12 protein-coding genes and 4 tRNA genes are annotated in these 13,608 nt (G+C 70.4%); 5 read left to right on the forward strand and 11 right to left on the reverse strand.

Annotated features, from left to right (window positions below; translation table 11 throughout):
* Positions 1-12: 12 nt before the first annotated feature.
* Genes AB0H71_RS13220 through AB0H71_RS13230 form a run of 3 tightly spaced genes read right to left on the reverse strand, consistent with a single transcriptional unit; the run spans position 13 to position 2,559 of the window.
* Complete coding sequence (locus AB0H71_RS13220; protein WP_357019184.1) at positions 13-663, reverse strand: 2'-5' RNA ligase family protein; 651 nt, start codon at positions 661-663, stop codon at positions 13-15.
* Positions 664-681: 18 nt separating this feature from the next.
* Positions 682-1,161 (reverse strand): hypothetical protein, encoded by a 480-nt coding sequence (locus AB0H71_RS13225; protein ID WP_357019187.1) that lies wholly within the window; start codon positions 1,159-1,161, stop codon positions 682-684.
* A 15-nt stretch (positions 1,162-1,176) separates the two neighbouring features.
* Positions 1,177-2,559, reverse strand: coding sequence for a helix-turn-helix transcriptional regulator (locus AB0H71_RS13230; RefSeq protein ID WP_357019188.1), 1,383 nt, complete (start codon positions 2,557-2,559; stop codon positions 1,177-1,179).
* A gap of 364 nt (positions 2,560-2,923) precedes the next feature.
* Between AB0H71_RS13230 and AB0H71_RS13235 the strand changes: the two genes are divergently transcribed.
* Positions 2,924-3,376 (forward strand): hypothetical protein, encoded by a 453-nt coding sequence (locus AB0H71_RS13235; RefSeq protein WP_357019190.1) that lies wholly within the window; start codon positions 2,924-2,926, stop codon positions 3,374-3,376.
* A gap of 5 nt (positions 3,377-3,381) precedes the next feature.
* Here AB0H71_RS13235 and AB0H71_RS13240 read toward each other — a convergent pair whose 3' ends face one another.
* A complete protein-coding gene (locus tag AB0H71_RS13240) occupies positions 3,382-4,689 on the reverse strand; it encodes a salicylate synthase (protein ID WP_357019193.1) in 1,308 nt (435 codons plus the stop codon).
* Positions 4,690-4,877: 188 nt separating this feature from the next.
* On the opposite strand from AB0H71_RS13240, the gene AB0H71_RS13245 reads away from it, so the two are divergent.
* From AB0H71_RS13245 to AB0H71_RS13255, 3 genes are all read left to right on the forward strand, one after another.
* Positions 4,878-7,364 carry a glycerol-3-phosphate 1-O-acyltransferase gene (locus tag AB0H71_RS13245; RefSeq protein ID WP_357019196.1) on the forward strand — a complete coding sequence of 829 codons (2,487 nt, stop codon included), beginning with the start codon at positions 4,878-4,880 and terminating at the stop codon, positions 7,362-7,364.
* A 61-nt stretch (positions 7,365-7,425) separates the two neighbouring features.
* On the forward strand, positions 7,426-8,904 hold the full coding sequence (locus AB0H71_RS13250) for an HAD-IB family hydrolase (RefSeq protein ID WP_357019198.1): 1,479 nt from the start codon (positions 7,426-7,428) through the stop codon (positions 8,902-8,904).
* 78 nt (positions 8,905-8,982) lie between these two features.
* The gene (locus tag AB0H71_RS13255) at positions 8,983-9,426 is read left to right on the forward strand and encodes a DUF6069 family protein (protein ID WP_357019200.1); all 444 of its coding nucleotides are present in this window, start codon (positions 8,983-8,985) and stop codon (positions 9,424-9,426) included.
* A 34-nt stretch (positions 9,427-9,460) separates the two neighbouring features.
* Here the strand turns inward: AB0H71_RS13255 and AB0H71_RS13260 are convergent, their stop codons facing one another.
* Both AB0H71_RS13260 and AB0H71_RS13265 read right to left on the reverse strand, forming a co-directional pair.
* Positions 9,461-10,195: a polyprenol monophosphomannose synthase gene (locus AB0H71_RS13260; protein ID WP_357020357.1), complete on the reverse strand. Its 735-nt coding sequence runs from the start codon at positions 10,193-10,195 to the stop codon at positions 9,461-9,463.
* A 106-nt stretch (positions 10,196-10,301) separates the two neighbouring features.
* Positions 10,302-10,484 carry a hypothetical protein gene (locus AB0H71_RS13265; protein WP_357019203.1) on the reverse strand — a complete coding sequence of 61 codons (183 nt, stop codon included), beginning with the start codon at positions 10,482-10,484 and terminating at the stop codon, positions 10,302-10,304.
* Positions 10,485-10,609: 125 nt separating this feature from the next.
* Here AB0H71_RS13265 and AB0H71_RS13270 point away from each other — a divergent pair, with 125 nt between their 5' ends.
* Positions 10,610-11,233 carry a TetR/AcrR family transcriptional regulator gene (locus AB0H71_RS13270; RefSeq protein ID WP_357019206.1) on the forward strand — a complete coding sequence of 208 codons (624 nt, stop codon included), beginning with the start codon at positions 10,610-10,612 and terminating at the stop codon, positions 11,231-11,233.
* A 221-nt stretch (positions 11,234-11,454) separates the two neighbouring features.
* Here AB0H71_RS13270 and AB0H71_RS13275 read toward each other — a convergent pair.
* The 5 genes from AB0H71_RS13275 to AB0H71_RS13295 form a co-directional block, all read right to left on the reverse strand.
* Positions 11,455-11,528 (reverse strand) — tRNA-Phe (locus tag AB0H71_RS13275).
* A 60-nt stretch (positions 11,529-11,588) separates the two neighbouring features.
* Positions 11,589-11,662, reverse strand: a tRNA-Asp gene (locus tag AB0H71_RS13280).
* Positions 11,663-11,691: 29 nt separating this feature from the next.
* A tRNA-Glu gene (locus tag AB0H71_RS13285) sits at positions 11,692-11,764 on the reverse strand.
* A gap of 92 nt (positions 11,765-11,856) precedes the next feature.
* Positions 11,857-12,522, reverse strand: coding sequence for a TetR/AcrR family transcriptional regulator (locus AB0H71_RS13290; protein WP_357019209.1), 666 nt, complete (start codon positions 12,520-12,522; stop codon positions 11,857-11,859).
* Positions 12,523-13,461: 939 nt separating this feature from the next.
* Positions 13,462-13,534: transfer RNA gene (locus AB0H71_RS13295), tRNA-Lys, on the reverse strand.
* Between the last annotated feature and the right edge of the window lie 74 nt (positions 13,535-13,608).

A 13,608-nucleotide genomic window follows, 5' to 3' on the forward strand; every position in this document is an offset into this window, starting at 1 on the left:
CGTTGCACGGGCTTATTGCAGTGCCGCGGAGCAAACGTCACGCCACTCGTACCGGCCGTGGTCTCGGTTCAGCTCGATGAGCGAGATCTCGGCGACCACGTCGGTGACCGTGTAGTCGCCGAGCTCATCGGCTTCGAGTCTCATGCGCAGTTCCTCGATCGGTGCGATGCCGGTCGAGTAGCCGACCGTGAGGTGCGGGCGGAAAGCCGAACCCCGCTCCGGAACGTTCGCCGCTCCCCAGACCTCGGCGATGGCGCTTTGCAGCCGATCCCGGACCGCGCGGAGCGGATCGGGATCGGCGATCGGAAGCTGAATCGTCTCACTGTCGACGGTCGGCGGACCGATGGTGATGGTGAAGCGGGGCAGTTCGGCAAGGTTGCGCCGCGCGATATCAACGATTCGATCGACGTCCGGACTCGATACATCGTCGGTGAAACCGATCCCCTGCACGGTGATATGGAGTCCGTCGGCGCCGACGGGTCGCATGGTCGGCAGCGTCGAGAACGTCTGCGCGAAAACACCGCGCAGCTGTCGCACCGGTGAGGCCGGTGCGAAGGTGATGTGCCAGGTGTAGAACGATCTGCCGACCGACCACCCCGGGCGCCACCACCAATGATCACGGGTGACGGCCTGTTCGTCGTACGAGGTGTCGTCGGTCGCCATCCCGCCCATTCCATTCGGTCAGGCCCGGCTGGCACCGGCGGGCCACACCACGTCGACCGGCACCCCGCGCTCGTAGGCGAGCGCGACGACCGAGCCGGTGCCGCCCGCCTGCCCGGTGTCCCCGTCCCAGACCGCGACGAGCCGGTCGACGGTGCCGAGGACGGCTTCGTTCGCGGCCTCGTAGGCTTCGCGGCCCGCGTCCTCGAAGTCCATCACCCGGATGTCGGTAGCGTGCGCGGTGAGATCATCGAACTCGGCGGCATTGTCGGGTTTCACCTTCGCGGAGCGGTAGTTCCGCGACGGCAGAACGACTTCCAGCCGCGCGCCGGAATCGAGCACGGCGCGGGCGAAGACGCTGTCGGCGCCGCGGGCGATACAGCTGACGCCGACCAGCTCATCGGGGTCGTGCGCGGCGAGCAGGGCGCGCACGGCGGTGTAGACCGCGGTGGCGGTGTCATCGGTGATGTTCATGTGGCCGGTCACGCCGATCCGCACCATGGTCTGTCCGCTCCCCTACGCCGTCACCGCGACCAGTGGCCGCATGCGCTCGCGCAACTCGGCCACCGCACGTACCCGCACGAAATCTCCGGTCCGGTTGTACACCCGGATGAGCTTCTTGGCGACCCGGTCCGACGCGGTCTGCTCGGCCACCACCAGCGCGGAGTGTCCGACGCGGCATGCCTCTTCGAGCTCGCCGCCGATCAGGCGCGCTTCGACCATGTTCAGCTGATCCAGCGCGGCCGAGCGGCGGCGGCCAGGCTGCCGCAGCTCGATCGCCCTGCCGATCTGTGCGGCGGCTTCGTCGGCGAAGCGCGGCTCGCGGCGGGCCGTCTCCAGCAGTCGGCCGCCGATGGTGCCCGCCAGCTCCGCCGCGTCGAAGTAGTGGATCCAGTGCGGATCCCCGGTCCGGTCGGCGCCGTCGAGCACCGCATGCGCCTTGTCGCAGGCGCGGCGGAATGCCGTCGGGCGTTCCGACTTCGCGTAGGCCCACGCCTCGCGGGTGTAGAGCATCGCTTCTGTGGCCGGGGTGAGACGTCCGGCCGCGTGGTCCTGAGCCAACCTGATCAGCTCGAGCGCGTCACCCGGCCGGTCCAGCGAGAGCAGCTGCCGCGCCATCCCGGCCAGCACTACCGCGGCGAATGCCGGATCATCGGCTTCCCGTGCCGCGCGCACGGCGAGCGCGTAGTAGTGCTGCGCGAGGTGCTGCTCACCGGAGTCCCATGACATCATCGCCGCGGTCTCGGCGAGCTGCGCCATCACCCCGGCCAGCCGGACCCGGATCTCGGGCGGGTGGGCTTCGGCGACCAGCTCGTTCACCTCGGACAGCTGCCCGACCACGGCCTTGCGCCGCAACCCGCCGCCGTGCCGGTCGTCCCAGGTGCGGAAGACCCGCGCCGCGTTCTCCAGTTCTTCGACCTCCTGCAGGCCGACGCCCGCGCGAGCACGGCCGGGAACCACCGGCGCGGCGCCGTCGGACAGCCACCGCTCCAGCGGTTCGAACAGCTGGCCTCCGACCACGACGCCGAGCAGCGCCCGGTTGAGCTGGCGGCGATCGAACATCAGGTCCTCCCGGGTGAGGTCATCGGCGACCGAGGTGGCCGCGGCCGTCCACATGCCCGGCGACCACTCGCAACCAACGGTATCGGCCGTTCCGCCGGGTAGCAGCGGGAGCACGGTCGCCGCCGCGAACCGGGTCCGCTGCTCGGGCGTCGCGCGCTCCAGCATGCCGACGACGTCGCCGACCGTTCGTTCGCTGAGCGTGATGGCATCGCCGAGCGCTGCCCACTTCTTCACCGTGGACAGCCCGATTCCCGACTTCTCGGCGAACCGCCGCTGCGTCAGCCCCAATGCCATCCGCAATGCGGTGGCCTGCGCACCGGTCCACGTGACCTGCATACCCCCACCCTTGCCCCCGTCGCCGCGTCCGGATACCGGGAGTGGACCGGAGTAGACCGCGAATTCGACCAAGGTAGACCCGAATTCGCTACCGCCGGTGAGCCTCCGCCAGGAGTGTCGACGGCGCGCCCGGCCCGACGCTCTCGCCGCAGCCACCGCCGCCAGGTGCTCGACGCAGCAGGGGGAGAGTTATGGGGAGCCAGCCGGATGGCATCGACGCAGCGCGCCGCTACCGGTGTACCGAGCCGCCGCCGGCGTTGCACCGCTGGGAAGCCTCCAGCGTGCTCACCCAGCACGCGGGCCACGACCCCGCGTCGTGCCTGCCCTACGCCGCCGCCCTCGCCCGCCTGTCCACCCCGCTGGCATGAGCGCCGCCCTGCCGCACTGGCGCGAACTCACCAGGGTGTTCCGTACTCCACTGCGCCGACACGACTCCGAGCTGTTGAAGCGGGCCCGGATGCTGGCCTCGCTGCACCGGGTGCGCGAGTTCTACCCGGACCGGGCGGCAGTCCTCGAAGCCAGCCGCACCGCGCTACGCCGTCAGCTCGCGGCGTGGATCATCGAGTACACCGGCGCCGGGCCCGGTGCCGCCGCCATATGCGCGACGGTCATCGACGACATGGCCGCCGCACACGTCACCGCCGAGCGGATGTTGCAGGTCAACCCGCCGCCCAGCGACGAGCAGCTGCACGCCGCGTGGTCCGATGTCGGCTACCTCGCTACACGGTGGGCAGACCTGGTCGCCGAGGTGATCGACGGACAGCCCCCGGTGCCCTGGCCGCCCAGCGACCGACGGCCACCGGGCACCACCAGGTGAAGGAACTACCCTTTCACCACATACGGCGCGACACTGCTCAACTTCTCGCAGGTCTCCTCGAACTCCCGCTCCGGCCGGGACTGCCCGACGATCCCCGCACCAGCGCGCAACCACGCCCCCTCGGTGGTCTGGTAAACCGCGCGCAGAACGAGCGTCGCCTCCAAAGCACCGGTACCGGAAACAGTCACCACCGCACCGGAATACAGCCCCCGCGGATCGTGGTCGAGCCGGAACACCGAGTCGACGCCCTCCCGCTTGGGGATACCGGATGCGGTGACAGAAGGAAACAGCACCTCGAGCGCGTCCCAAGCGGTGCGATCGTCAGCGAGCGTCCCACGCACAGTGGAAGCCAGATGCTGCACACTCCCCCGCTCCCGAACGGCCATGAAATCGGAGACAGCGGTCGTCCCCGGCTCGGCCAAGGCGGCGATCTCGGCGAACGAGGTCTGCACGGAAATGGCGTGCTCGACGATCTCCTTGGGATCGGCGAGCAACTCCGCCTTGGTGGCGGCATCGACATCGGCCCCGCGCCCGAAGGCGCGGGTACCGGCCAGCGGCTCGGTGGTGACGACCCGCTCGTCATCGACGGCGACCACCAGCTCGGGGCTGAAGCCGGCCGCCTCCAGCCCGCCGAGGCGCAGCAGGAACGAGCGGGCGGGGGTGTTACCCGCGCGGCCGAGGCGGTAGGTGGCGGGCACGTCGACTACGAAGGGCAGGTCGACCTTGCGCGACAGAATGACCTTCTGATAGCGCCCGGCATTGATCTCGCCGACCGCCTCGGCGACCCGGTCGCGGTACCCGGTGGGGTCGAGCCGGATCTCGGCGGGGGTGGCCGCGGGCGCCACGTCGTCCTCGGCGATGAGCGCGCGGATCGCCTCGGCCTCGTCGGGGGTGGCGCCGCTGATGGCGTGCCCGGAGCCGTCGATCCGCACCTCGATGCGCGGGACCATGAGGTGCGCCAGCGTGGTCCGGGCAGGGACGTGCGCGACGGCGTCCAGCGCCCAGGCGCAGAACTCGAAGCCGATCCAGCCGTAGGCATTGCGGCCGCCGAGCGGCAGCCGGGCCAGCGCCCGGTCCAGCACGGCGGCGGGGCGGCCGGACCAGGCCGCGGCGCTCGTCTCGCCCTGCCAGGAGATCCGCAGTTCGTCGACGTCGAGCTCGACCCCGCCGATGGGGTCGGCGGCGAACACCCATTCACCCTGGCGCTCGTAGATCACGTACTCGCCGAAGCGATCCGCCCCCGCGAGGCGTGCCATCGCTGCCGCCGGATCGGTTACCAGCTCCGCGCGCACGCGCTCGTCCGTTGTCGACAACGATCCTCCAAAGGTAAAGCTGACCTCACTACGGGAGGTAAGGTTAGCATTACCTGGCTTTTACGGGCGCTTGTGCCGCAGCGCACACCGACCCCGACCGAATCGGATTCGACTCGCTGCCCGACTTCCCTGCGCGGATCGCCCCCGAGGTCTTGAATAGGAGTGTCGTTCGAAGCGGAGGGACCGGCATGATCGAGGACAGCACCGGCGGTGCCACGACCGCGCCGGCCACCCGGCCCGCGCGCGGGGCTCCGGCGCCCGCCTCGGTGGTGGCGCTGGTGGATTCGGCGTCGGCGGTGGAGCGCGAGCTGATCGGCGAGTGGATCGCGGCTGGCGGGCTGGCCGCGGAGTCGGGCGGCGCGGCGCCGGTCACCCAGATCGACCTGGACGCGGGCGCCATCGCCACCCGGCTGGCCGGGCGCAGGGACGACCCGCTGGTGGTGCCGGTGCGGGTGCTCTGGCTGCCGCCGGAGCGGGACGGCGTGCGCCGGGTGACCTTCGCCGACCTCGCGCTGCTCACCAACCCGCGCAAGCCGAACCGGCTGATCCAGCGCAAGCTGCTCGGCCGCTCGCCGGACCGGCACCGGGTGCTCACCGGCCAGCCCGCGTACCTGAGCGAGCTGCGGCTGAACAATCCGGAGGCGGCCGCGCTGCACCGCGCGGGCCAGGCCGAGCCGTTCGCCCGCGCGGTGGTGCGCGCGGCGGTGGTGGCGCTGGAGCGCGCCGAGCGCTCGGTGATCGGCGACCGGTACAAGGTGCCGCAGCTGGTGGCCGAGGAGATCCTCGACTCCCCCGACTTCCTGCGCAGGCTGGAGGCGATCGCGGATGCCGAGGACGCCGACCCGCGCGAGGTCTACCGGCGCGCGGAGAAGGGGCTGCACGAGCTGGTCGCGGCGCAGAGCCGGCTCGTCTCCGACCTGTTCACCCAGGCCATGCGGCCGGTGCACGCCTCGACCTGGAACGTCGACTCGGACGATTCCGGGCTGGCCGGGCTGCGCGACCTGAACCGCCGCTACCCGCTGGTCTTCCTGCCCTCGCACCGCTCCTACGTGGATGCCTTCGTGCTCGGCGACGTGCTCGCCCGCAACGACTTCCCGCCCAACCACGTGATCGGCGGGGCGAACCTGAGCTTCTGGCCGATGGGGCCGATCGCGCGGCGCACCGGCACCGTCTTCATCCGGCGCAGCTTCGGCGACGACGAAGTGTACAAGGCGGTGGTCGAGGAGTACTTCGCCTACCTGCTCAGCAAGCGCTTCAATATGGAGTGGTACTTCGAGGGCGGCCGCACCCGCACCGGCAAGCTCCGGCCGCCGCGGTACGGGCTGCTCAACTACCTGGCCGCCGCGGTGCGCGCGGAGCGCGTCGAGGACGTGCTGCTGGTCCCGGTCTCGATCACCTACGAGCGGCTGAACGAGCTCGGCGCCATCGCCACCGAGCAGGTCGGCGGCAAGAAGAAGGCGGAGGGGCTGGGCTGGCTGGCCCGCTACATCCGCAACCAGCAGCACTCGGCCGGGCACGTCTACGTGCGCTTCGGCGCGCCGCTCTCGGCGCGCGACCGGCTGGCGGCGCACGGCGACCCGCTGCACAACCCGCCGGTCACCATCCCGCTGCACACCACCAACGGCACCGCGGCCGCCGCCGACCCGGTCCGCGCCGAGCGCGAGGAGAAGGAGCGGCGCGCGGTGCAGCGGCTCGCCTTCGAGGTGGCGGTCGGCATCAACGACGTCACCCCGATCACGGTGAACGCGCTGGCCACGCTGGCGCTGCTGGGCGTGCAGGAGCGGGCGCTCACGCTCGGCGAGGTGCGGGCGCTGCTGGCGCCGGTGCTGGACTACATCGTGGCGCGCGACCTGCCGCGCGGCGAGCTCGGCGCGCTGCGCGACGAGGCCAGCCTCGCCGTCGTGCTGGAGCAGCTCTCGCTGGCCAGGGTGGTCACGGTGTACCGGGGCGGGCTGGAGCCGGTGTACTCGATCGAGAGCGGCGCGCACCTGGAGGCGGCGTTCTACCGCAACAGCGCGGTGCACTGGTTCGTCAACCGCGCCATCCTGGAGCTCGGCATCCTGGCCGCCGTCACCGCGGATGCCGACCCGCCGCCGTCCGCGGAGCCGGACCCGCTGAACGCGGGCTGGGACGAGGCGTTCCTGCTGCGCGACCAGCTCAAGTTCGATTTCTTCTTCCCGGAGCGCACCGAATTCGAGAACCAGCTCACCGCGGAGATGCTGCTGGTGGATCCGGACTGGCGCAGCAGGCCGCGCAGCACCCGGGGGCGGGAGGTGCTCGGCAGGCTCACCTCGTCGGGGTTCATGATGGCGCACCGGGTGCTGCGCGCCTTCTTCGACGCGCAGCTGGTGGTGGCGGAGCGGCTGGCCGCGCGCGATCCCGGCACCGCGGTTGACCGCAGGGATCTGCTCGCGGAGTGCGTCGCGGTCGGCAGGCAGATGCTGCTGCAGCAGCGGCTGTACAGCCCGGAGTCGGTCTCCACCGAGCTCTTCGGCACCGCGCTCAAGCTCGCGGACAACCGGGGGCTGCTCGGCCCCGCCGAGGGCGCGGAGGCGAGGGCCGATCTGGCGGTGCGGCGCGAGGAGTTCGCCGCGCGGTTGCGCATCCTGGCGGCGCGGATCGGCCAGGCGGCGGCGCTCGACCCGTCCAACCGCGCCTCCCTGGACCGGCGATGAGCGCTCGGCGTCGCGCGGGCACCCGGCCGACCGGGGCCGCGCCTGTGCGGGGGCAGCGGCGATGAGCGAGGCAGCCAGGGACGACGCTGTCGCAGCCGCCCCGCCCGCCCAATCGGTCGGCGAGTTGCTCGAGGCGATCCGCACCGGCCCGCAGGGCCCGCAGGTCGGCGCCTTCTTCGACTTCGCGGGCACCGTGGTCGACGGCTTCCGCCGCCCCGGCCCGCTGCGGCGGCTCACCGGCCGCCGCCGCCCGCACGACCCCGCGCACACCCTGCGGGACAGCATCCGGGCGGGCACCACCGACGGCGAGTACGGCCAGTTCCTGCAGGCCGCCCAGCACACCCTGGCCGGCTGCACCGAGGAAGACCTGACCGCCGCGGGCCGCGCGCTCTTCAAATCCGAGCTGTACGAGCAGGTCTTCCCCGAGGCGTGGACGCTGGTGCAGGCGCACCGCGAGGCCGGGCACACCGTGGTGCTGATCAGCTCGCTCACCCGCTTCCAGCTGCGGCCGGTCGCCGACGAGCTCGGCATCGAGCACCTGCTCTGCACCGAATTCGCGGTCGAGGGTGGCGCGCTCACCGGCTACCTCGACGGCAAGCCGCTCTGGCGCACCGGCAAGGCCGACGCCGCGCGGGCCTTCGCCGAAGCGCGCGGCATCCAGCTCCGGCACAGCTGGGTCTACGCCGACAGCCTCGCCGACCTCCCGCTGCTCGAGCTCGCCGGCCGCCCGGTCGCCGTGGCGCCGGACTCCCGGCTGGCCGTGGTCGCGGCCGAGCGCCGCTGGTCCGCGCCCGCCTTCCGCCCGCGCCGCCCGCCCACCCCGCTCGACGCCGTGCGCACCGGCGCGGGCTTCGCCGCCATGCTCGGCGGCGCCCTGCTCGGCGTCTTGGCCCGCAGCTACACCCGGCAGCGCCGGGCGATGGCGGACGGGCTGCTCGCCTTCGCCACCAGGGGCGTGCTCGGCACCACCGGGGTCCGGCTCCGGGTCACCGGCACCGAGCACGCGCGCGGCCCGCGGCCGGCGGTGTTCCTGTTCAACCACCAGAGCCAGTACGACATCTTCATCGTGCCGCGGGTGCTGAACGGCGGGGTCACCGGCGTCGGCAAGCAGGAACTCACGAAGAACCCGATCTTCGGGCCGCTCATGCGCTTCGTCGGGGTCACCTTCATCGACCGCACCGATACCGACAGCGCCAAGGCCTCGCTGGCCCCGGTGGTGCGGACGCTGGGCGAGGGGCTCTCCATCGCCATCGCGCCGGAGGGCACCCGCTCGTACACGCCGCGAGTGGCGCCGTTCAAGAAGGGCGCCTTCCATATCGCCATCCAGGCCGGGGTGCCGGTGATCCCGATCGTCATCCGCAATGCCGGCGAGGTCTGCCGCCGGAACGCCGCGGTGGCCCGACCCGGCGTGGTCGATGTGGCGATCCTGCCGCCCATCGACGTGTCGGGCTGGGATCCGGCCGCGCTGGACGAGAAGGTGGAGCAGGTGCGCAGGCAGTATCTGCACACCCTGCTGCACTGGCCGGAAGAAAAGCCTTGACCTGAACGATCCTCGAGGTTTGAGTATGAGTGGGCAGAGCCGGAGCAGCTCCGGCGCCCGAGGGAGGGAGACCCCATCGTGACCACCGCTTCCACCACCCCGAGCCGAATCCCCGCGCTGAGCCGCCCAGTCGCGGTGCTCGGCCCCACCATCGCCGCCGTCGTCGCCAACCTGATCATCTGGGGCATCGCCAAGGCGGCAGGCGTGAACTTCGAGATCACCGATAACGGCAAGGTCGACGCGGTGCCGCCGGGCGGCATCGTCTTCATCACCGCGGTGCCCATGCTGGTCGGGCTGACCGCCGCGGTGCTGCTCGCCTACCGCTGGCCGGGGATCCTCCGTGTCGCCGAGATCGTCGGGTCGGTGCTGGCCGTCCTCACCATCGGGCTGACCATCGCCGCCGATTTCGACGTGTCGTCGACGATCGCGCTCGCGCTCATGCACCTCACGCTGATCCCCGCCATCGTGATCGGGCTGGAGGGGCTGCGCCGCAAGCTCGCCGAGGAGGGCAGGGCGGCCTGACGGGTCCGGTGCCCGCGCCGTCCGGGCGCGGGCCTCAGACCTTGCGGTTGAAGAGCAGCTTCCACGGCATGAGCGCCGACTCCAGCTGCACCGCGAAGCTCATCTTGGAGGCGCCGAGGGTGCGCTCCTCGAACCGGATCGGCACCTCGGCGATGGTGTAGCCGCGCTTGATGGTGCGGTAGTTCATCTCGACCTGGAACGAGTAGCCGTTGCTCCGGATCGAGCCGACCTCGATGGCGCGCAGGGTATCGGCCTTCCACGCCTTGAACCCCGCGGTGGCGTCCTTGACGCCGAGCCGCAGGATCGCGTTGACGTAGAAGTTGGCCCAGGCGGAGAGCGCCTTGCGGTGCCACTTCCACTCCTCGGCGGTGGAGCCGCCCGGCACGTAGCGGGAGCCGAGCACCACGCCCGCGTCGGTATCGCGCAGCTTCTCCAGCATGGCCGGGATCACCTCGGCCGGGTGCGAGAGGTCGGCGTCCATCTGGATCACCACGTCGGCGCCCTCGTCCAGGGCGCGGGTGATGCCCGCGATGTAGGCCCGGCCCAGGCCGTCCTTCTCGGTGCGGTGCAGCACGCCGACGACCTCGGGCAGCTCGGCGGCGAGCTTGTCGGCCACCTCGCCGGTGCCGTCCGGCGAGTTGTCATCCACGACGAGAACGTGCAGGTCGGGGACGGGCAGCGACGTCAGCCGCTCCACCGCGACCGGCAGATTATCCCGCTCGTTGTAGGTCGGCACAACAACGGTAACCCTCAAGGGTCGCCCTCCCAGCTCACCTGTTCGCGCGCCGCGGGCATAGGGCACCGCGAGCGTTCGCCTGATTTCCCGGGAAACGGTACTCGATCCACGCGACGGGAAGCCGGGCGGCGGGGTGGGTTCAGTTGCCCTCGCTCCAGTTCCGGTCGGCCCGGTCGGCCTGTTCGTTTCGCGCCCTTGCGATTTCCAGCGCGCGCTCCGCCGTGGCCTGGTCCGGGTAGGGGCCCATCCGGTCCCCGAACCAGCTCAGCCGCCCACGCTCGGCTCGATTGCGCTTCAGCGAGTAGTACCAGCGTTCAGCCATGCTCCCAGCATTCCACCGGAGCGGGGTTCGTACACGGGACTCCCGCGACACCATTTTTGACCCGAGTTCATCTCGGCTGCGGTAGGGTTCCTCTTTCACCACCTAGCGTATGGGGGCACACGCTGATGACCGTCGATACCGGAGCACGCCGGGAGAGCCCGCGCTCCAAGCGCAGCACAATCCTCGCGGTAGCGATCGAGCAGTTCGGCCGGGTCGGCTACGACCACACCAAGTGGGCGTCGATCGCGGACGAGGTCGGCATCGGCCAGACCGCGCTCTACCACTACTTCGAGTCCAAGGCGCACTGTCTGCTCACCATCATGCGGCTGGAGCTGGCCGATTCGGTCGAGCGCTTCGACACCGCCACCGCGGGCGTCGACGACCCGGCCGAGGCGCTGCGCGCCGCCGTCGCTGGCGCCCTCGCCGCCACCCCCAGCGACGCGCTGCAGCGCCGCATCCTGCAGAACCACATGGATCTGCTGGCCGCCCCGCGCCCGTCGGAGCGGGAGGAGCTCGAGCGGCTGCGCTCCCGCGAGCTGGTGCGGGAGATCGAGTCCCGCTGGACCGGGCTGATCGAGCGCGGCATCGAAGCGGGTGACTTCGTCGGCGACGATCCGCGCATTCTCGGCAGGTTGGCGCTCGGCATGGTGATCAATGTCTGGCGCTGGTACCACCCGGAGGGGCCGCTCACCCTGGAGCGGATCATCGAGACGGTGAGTGAGGCCGCGGTTCGGGTGGTTCGGAAGTAGCGTCAGCGGATCGGGCGACACCTCGAGCCCTGCTGCTGAGGGCAGGCGAGACCGGCGACCGAGATCGCACCCGGCCGCCGCACAGCGCTCCGTCATCGAGACCGCCGAGTTCTTCGCCCGCCGTACGACGAAGACCCCGTAGCGGGCCGCACCCACTCCGAGTCAGATCGGCCAGGAATGCGAAAATCCCCCTGACCTGCAACGAGGTCAGAGGGATTGAGTGGCCAGGGCCGGGATCGAACCGGCGACCTTCCGCTTTTCAGGCGGACGCTCGTACCAACTGAGCTACCTGGCCGCAGGCAACTGCGAAACGGCTGCCATAGGCGAAGCGCCGGATTGCTCCGGCGCTCGTGTGCGACCCTGACGGGACTCGAACCCGCGACCTCCGCCGTGACAGGGCGGCGCGCTAACCAACTGCGCCACAGGGCCTTGCTTTGCTACCAACGACCCGAAGGCCGTACCCCCTACGGGATTCGAACCCGCGCTACCGCCTTGAAAGGGCGGCGTCCTAGGCCGCTAGACGAAGGGGGCTCGTTCCGGATCTCTCCGGATCGGCTTCAACGTTGTCCGCTGGGAGCTTGCATAGCTTATGACAGACCGCCTCGGATTCCCAAACCGGCTGGTCAGACACCCAATCCGAGTTCTTCCAGCCGGGCGGAGGCCTGCCAGCCGTTGCCGTGGAACTTCTCCGCCCACTCGGGGGTGGCCATGGAGTCGATCACCACCTCCAGCGCCTCCTGGAACCGCGAGCGCAGATCGATCCCGCCGCCGAAGACGTCGATCAGGTACCGCTGGCCGGCCAGCGCGGCGGCCAGCGTCCGGGTGAAGCGGTCCGGGTCGGCGTCGGCGCGCAGCTGCCCCTGCTCCATCGCGCGCACCGCCAGGGTCTTGGTGGCGCGGCCGATGATCCGGCTGCCGCCGGTCTGCACGTCGCGGTAGAAATCGGGCTCGATGATGAGCCGGTACTCGGCCTGCACGATGATGTCGTGCTGCAGCCGGAGCGCCATCTCGTCGATCATCCCGTGCAGAACGTCGAGCGGCCCGAGATCCGTTCGGGCGAGCCAACGTTCGGCGGACGCGCGGTACCGCTCGATCGCCGTGTCGAGGACGGCGCGCGCCAGATCCTCCTTGGAGTCGAAATGGAAGTACATCGCCCCCTTGGTCGCCCGCGACCCTTCCAGTATCCGATTGAGCGACGCCGCGGCGTAGCCGCTCTTCCCGAATTCAACGGCGGCGGACCTGATGATCGCCGCACGTGTCCGGCGGGCCCGCTCTTGCTGCCGTGCCATGCTCGAAACGCCTCCGAAGCTTACTCGCCGCCGCTGGCTAACCCCCCTTGGGAAGAAACCGGCAGCGCATAATGACGACTCTTGTTTACACTTCAACCTGGGTTTTCGCCCAATTACAAACTCTGGGTACGAAAACTTGCCGTGAAACTCGAAACACACCAGCTGGTATAGTTCCTCTGCCCGGGTGCGCCGCAGGGGGTGCGCATCCGGGCGTTTTTCGTCTCGAATCGGCCTCCTCCTGCGGCGTTCGACTCCAGCGGTACCGCGATCGGGGGTCCCGATCGCGGCGCGGCCCGGGAGAGCCGAGCACATCCCGAATCAATCACGATCCGCTCGCGCGCGGTGTTTCTCCCGAATTTCACCAGGCCGTCACCGTACCCGGAAACCGCATCCGGCACGTGGCAAACCGAGGGGTCTGTGGCCACGATCGCCAGAATTCGCATTCCGGCAAACAGTCCGCAATCGGTTATAGGTGGCGAACTCACCGCTATTTCGGACCGCGCGGAACAGGTACCCGGCCGTCGGCCCGACAGCTCCGGGCGGCCGGTTTCCGGCGCCGCACCGGCGCTCCTGATCCGTTCCGGGCGCCCCCGTGCGCCCGGCTGTCTCCCCCCGCAAATCCAAAGGCTTTGCTGGACAACATGTTTCGATAATAGGCACGGGCCGGCGTGGGGGCGAAGCCGGGTCGGCGAAGCCCCGAAACCGATCGCCGCCGCCCGACGCCCCGTTACCGGAGCGGCTCGCGCCACCTGCGGAATCCCCTCGCGCACGGTTGGTCTCGGACCCGCGCAACGGCTTCCGGACGGAAGAACCGCGAATATCGGAGCGATTCCCATCGCGGAGAAGATGTGATGCCCGTCATTCCGAGGCAAGCACGTCGAAGCGAAGGAAGCGGAGCGGTCAACTGCCCTTGACCGGCGGGAACCCGGTGGAGCGCGGTGCCCCCTGTAGGACTCGAACCTACGACCTAGTGATTAAAAGTCACCAGCTCTACCAACTGAGCTAAAGGGGCTCGGCTGGACACAGTACCCGACCGCCTCCCGGCGGCACGAGCAGGATTCACAGCCACCTCTATACATTTGCCTT

The sequence above is a fragment of the Nocardia sp. NPDC050697 genome (genome assembly GCF_040654395.1).
Lineage (GTDB): Bacteria > Actinomycetota > Actinomycetes > Mycobacteriales > Mycobacteriaceae > Nocardia.

Coding starts and splice junctions, on each gene's coding strand:
- AB0H71_RS13220 (WP_357019184.1), bottom strand. CDS start 663: ATGGCGACCGACGACACCTCGTACGACGAACAGGCCGTCACCCGTGAT.
- AB0H71_RS13225 (WP_357019187.1), bottom strand. CDS start 1,161: ATGGTGCGGATCGGCGTGACCGGCCACATGAACATCACCGATGACACC.
- AB0H71_RS13230 (WP_357019188.1), bottom strand. CDS start 2,559: ATGCAGGTCACGTGGACCGGTGCGCAGGCCACCGCATTGCGGATGGCA.
- AB0H71_RS13235 (WP_357019190.1), top strand. CDS start 2,924: ATGAGCGCCGCCCTGCCGCACTGGCGCGAACTCACCAGGGTGTTCCGT.
- AB0H71_RS13245 (WP_357019196.1), top strand. CDS start 4,878: ATGATCGAGGACAGCACCGGCGGTGCCACGACCGCGCCGGCCACCCGG.
- AB0H71_RS13250 (WP_357019198.1), top strand. CDS start 7,426: ATGAGCGAGGCAGCCAGGGACGACGCTGTCGCAGCCGCCCCGCCCGCC.
- AB0H71_RS13265 (WP_357019203.1), bottom strand. CDS start 10,484: ATGGCTGAACGCTGGTACTACTCGCTGAAGCGCAATCGAGCCGAGCGT.
- AB0H71_RS13270 (WP_357019206.1), top strand. CDS start 10,610: ATGACCGTCGATACCGGAGCACGCCGGGAGAGCCCGCGCTCCAAGCGC.
- AB0H71_RS13290 (WP_357019209.1), bottom strand. CDS start 12,522: ATGGCACGGCAGCAAGAGCGGGCCCGCCGGACACGTGCGGCGATCATC.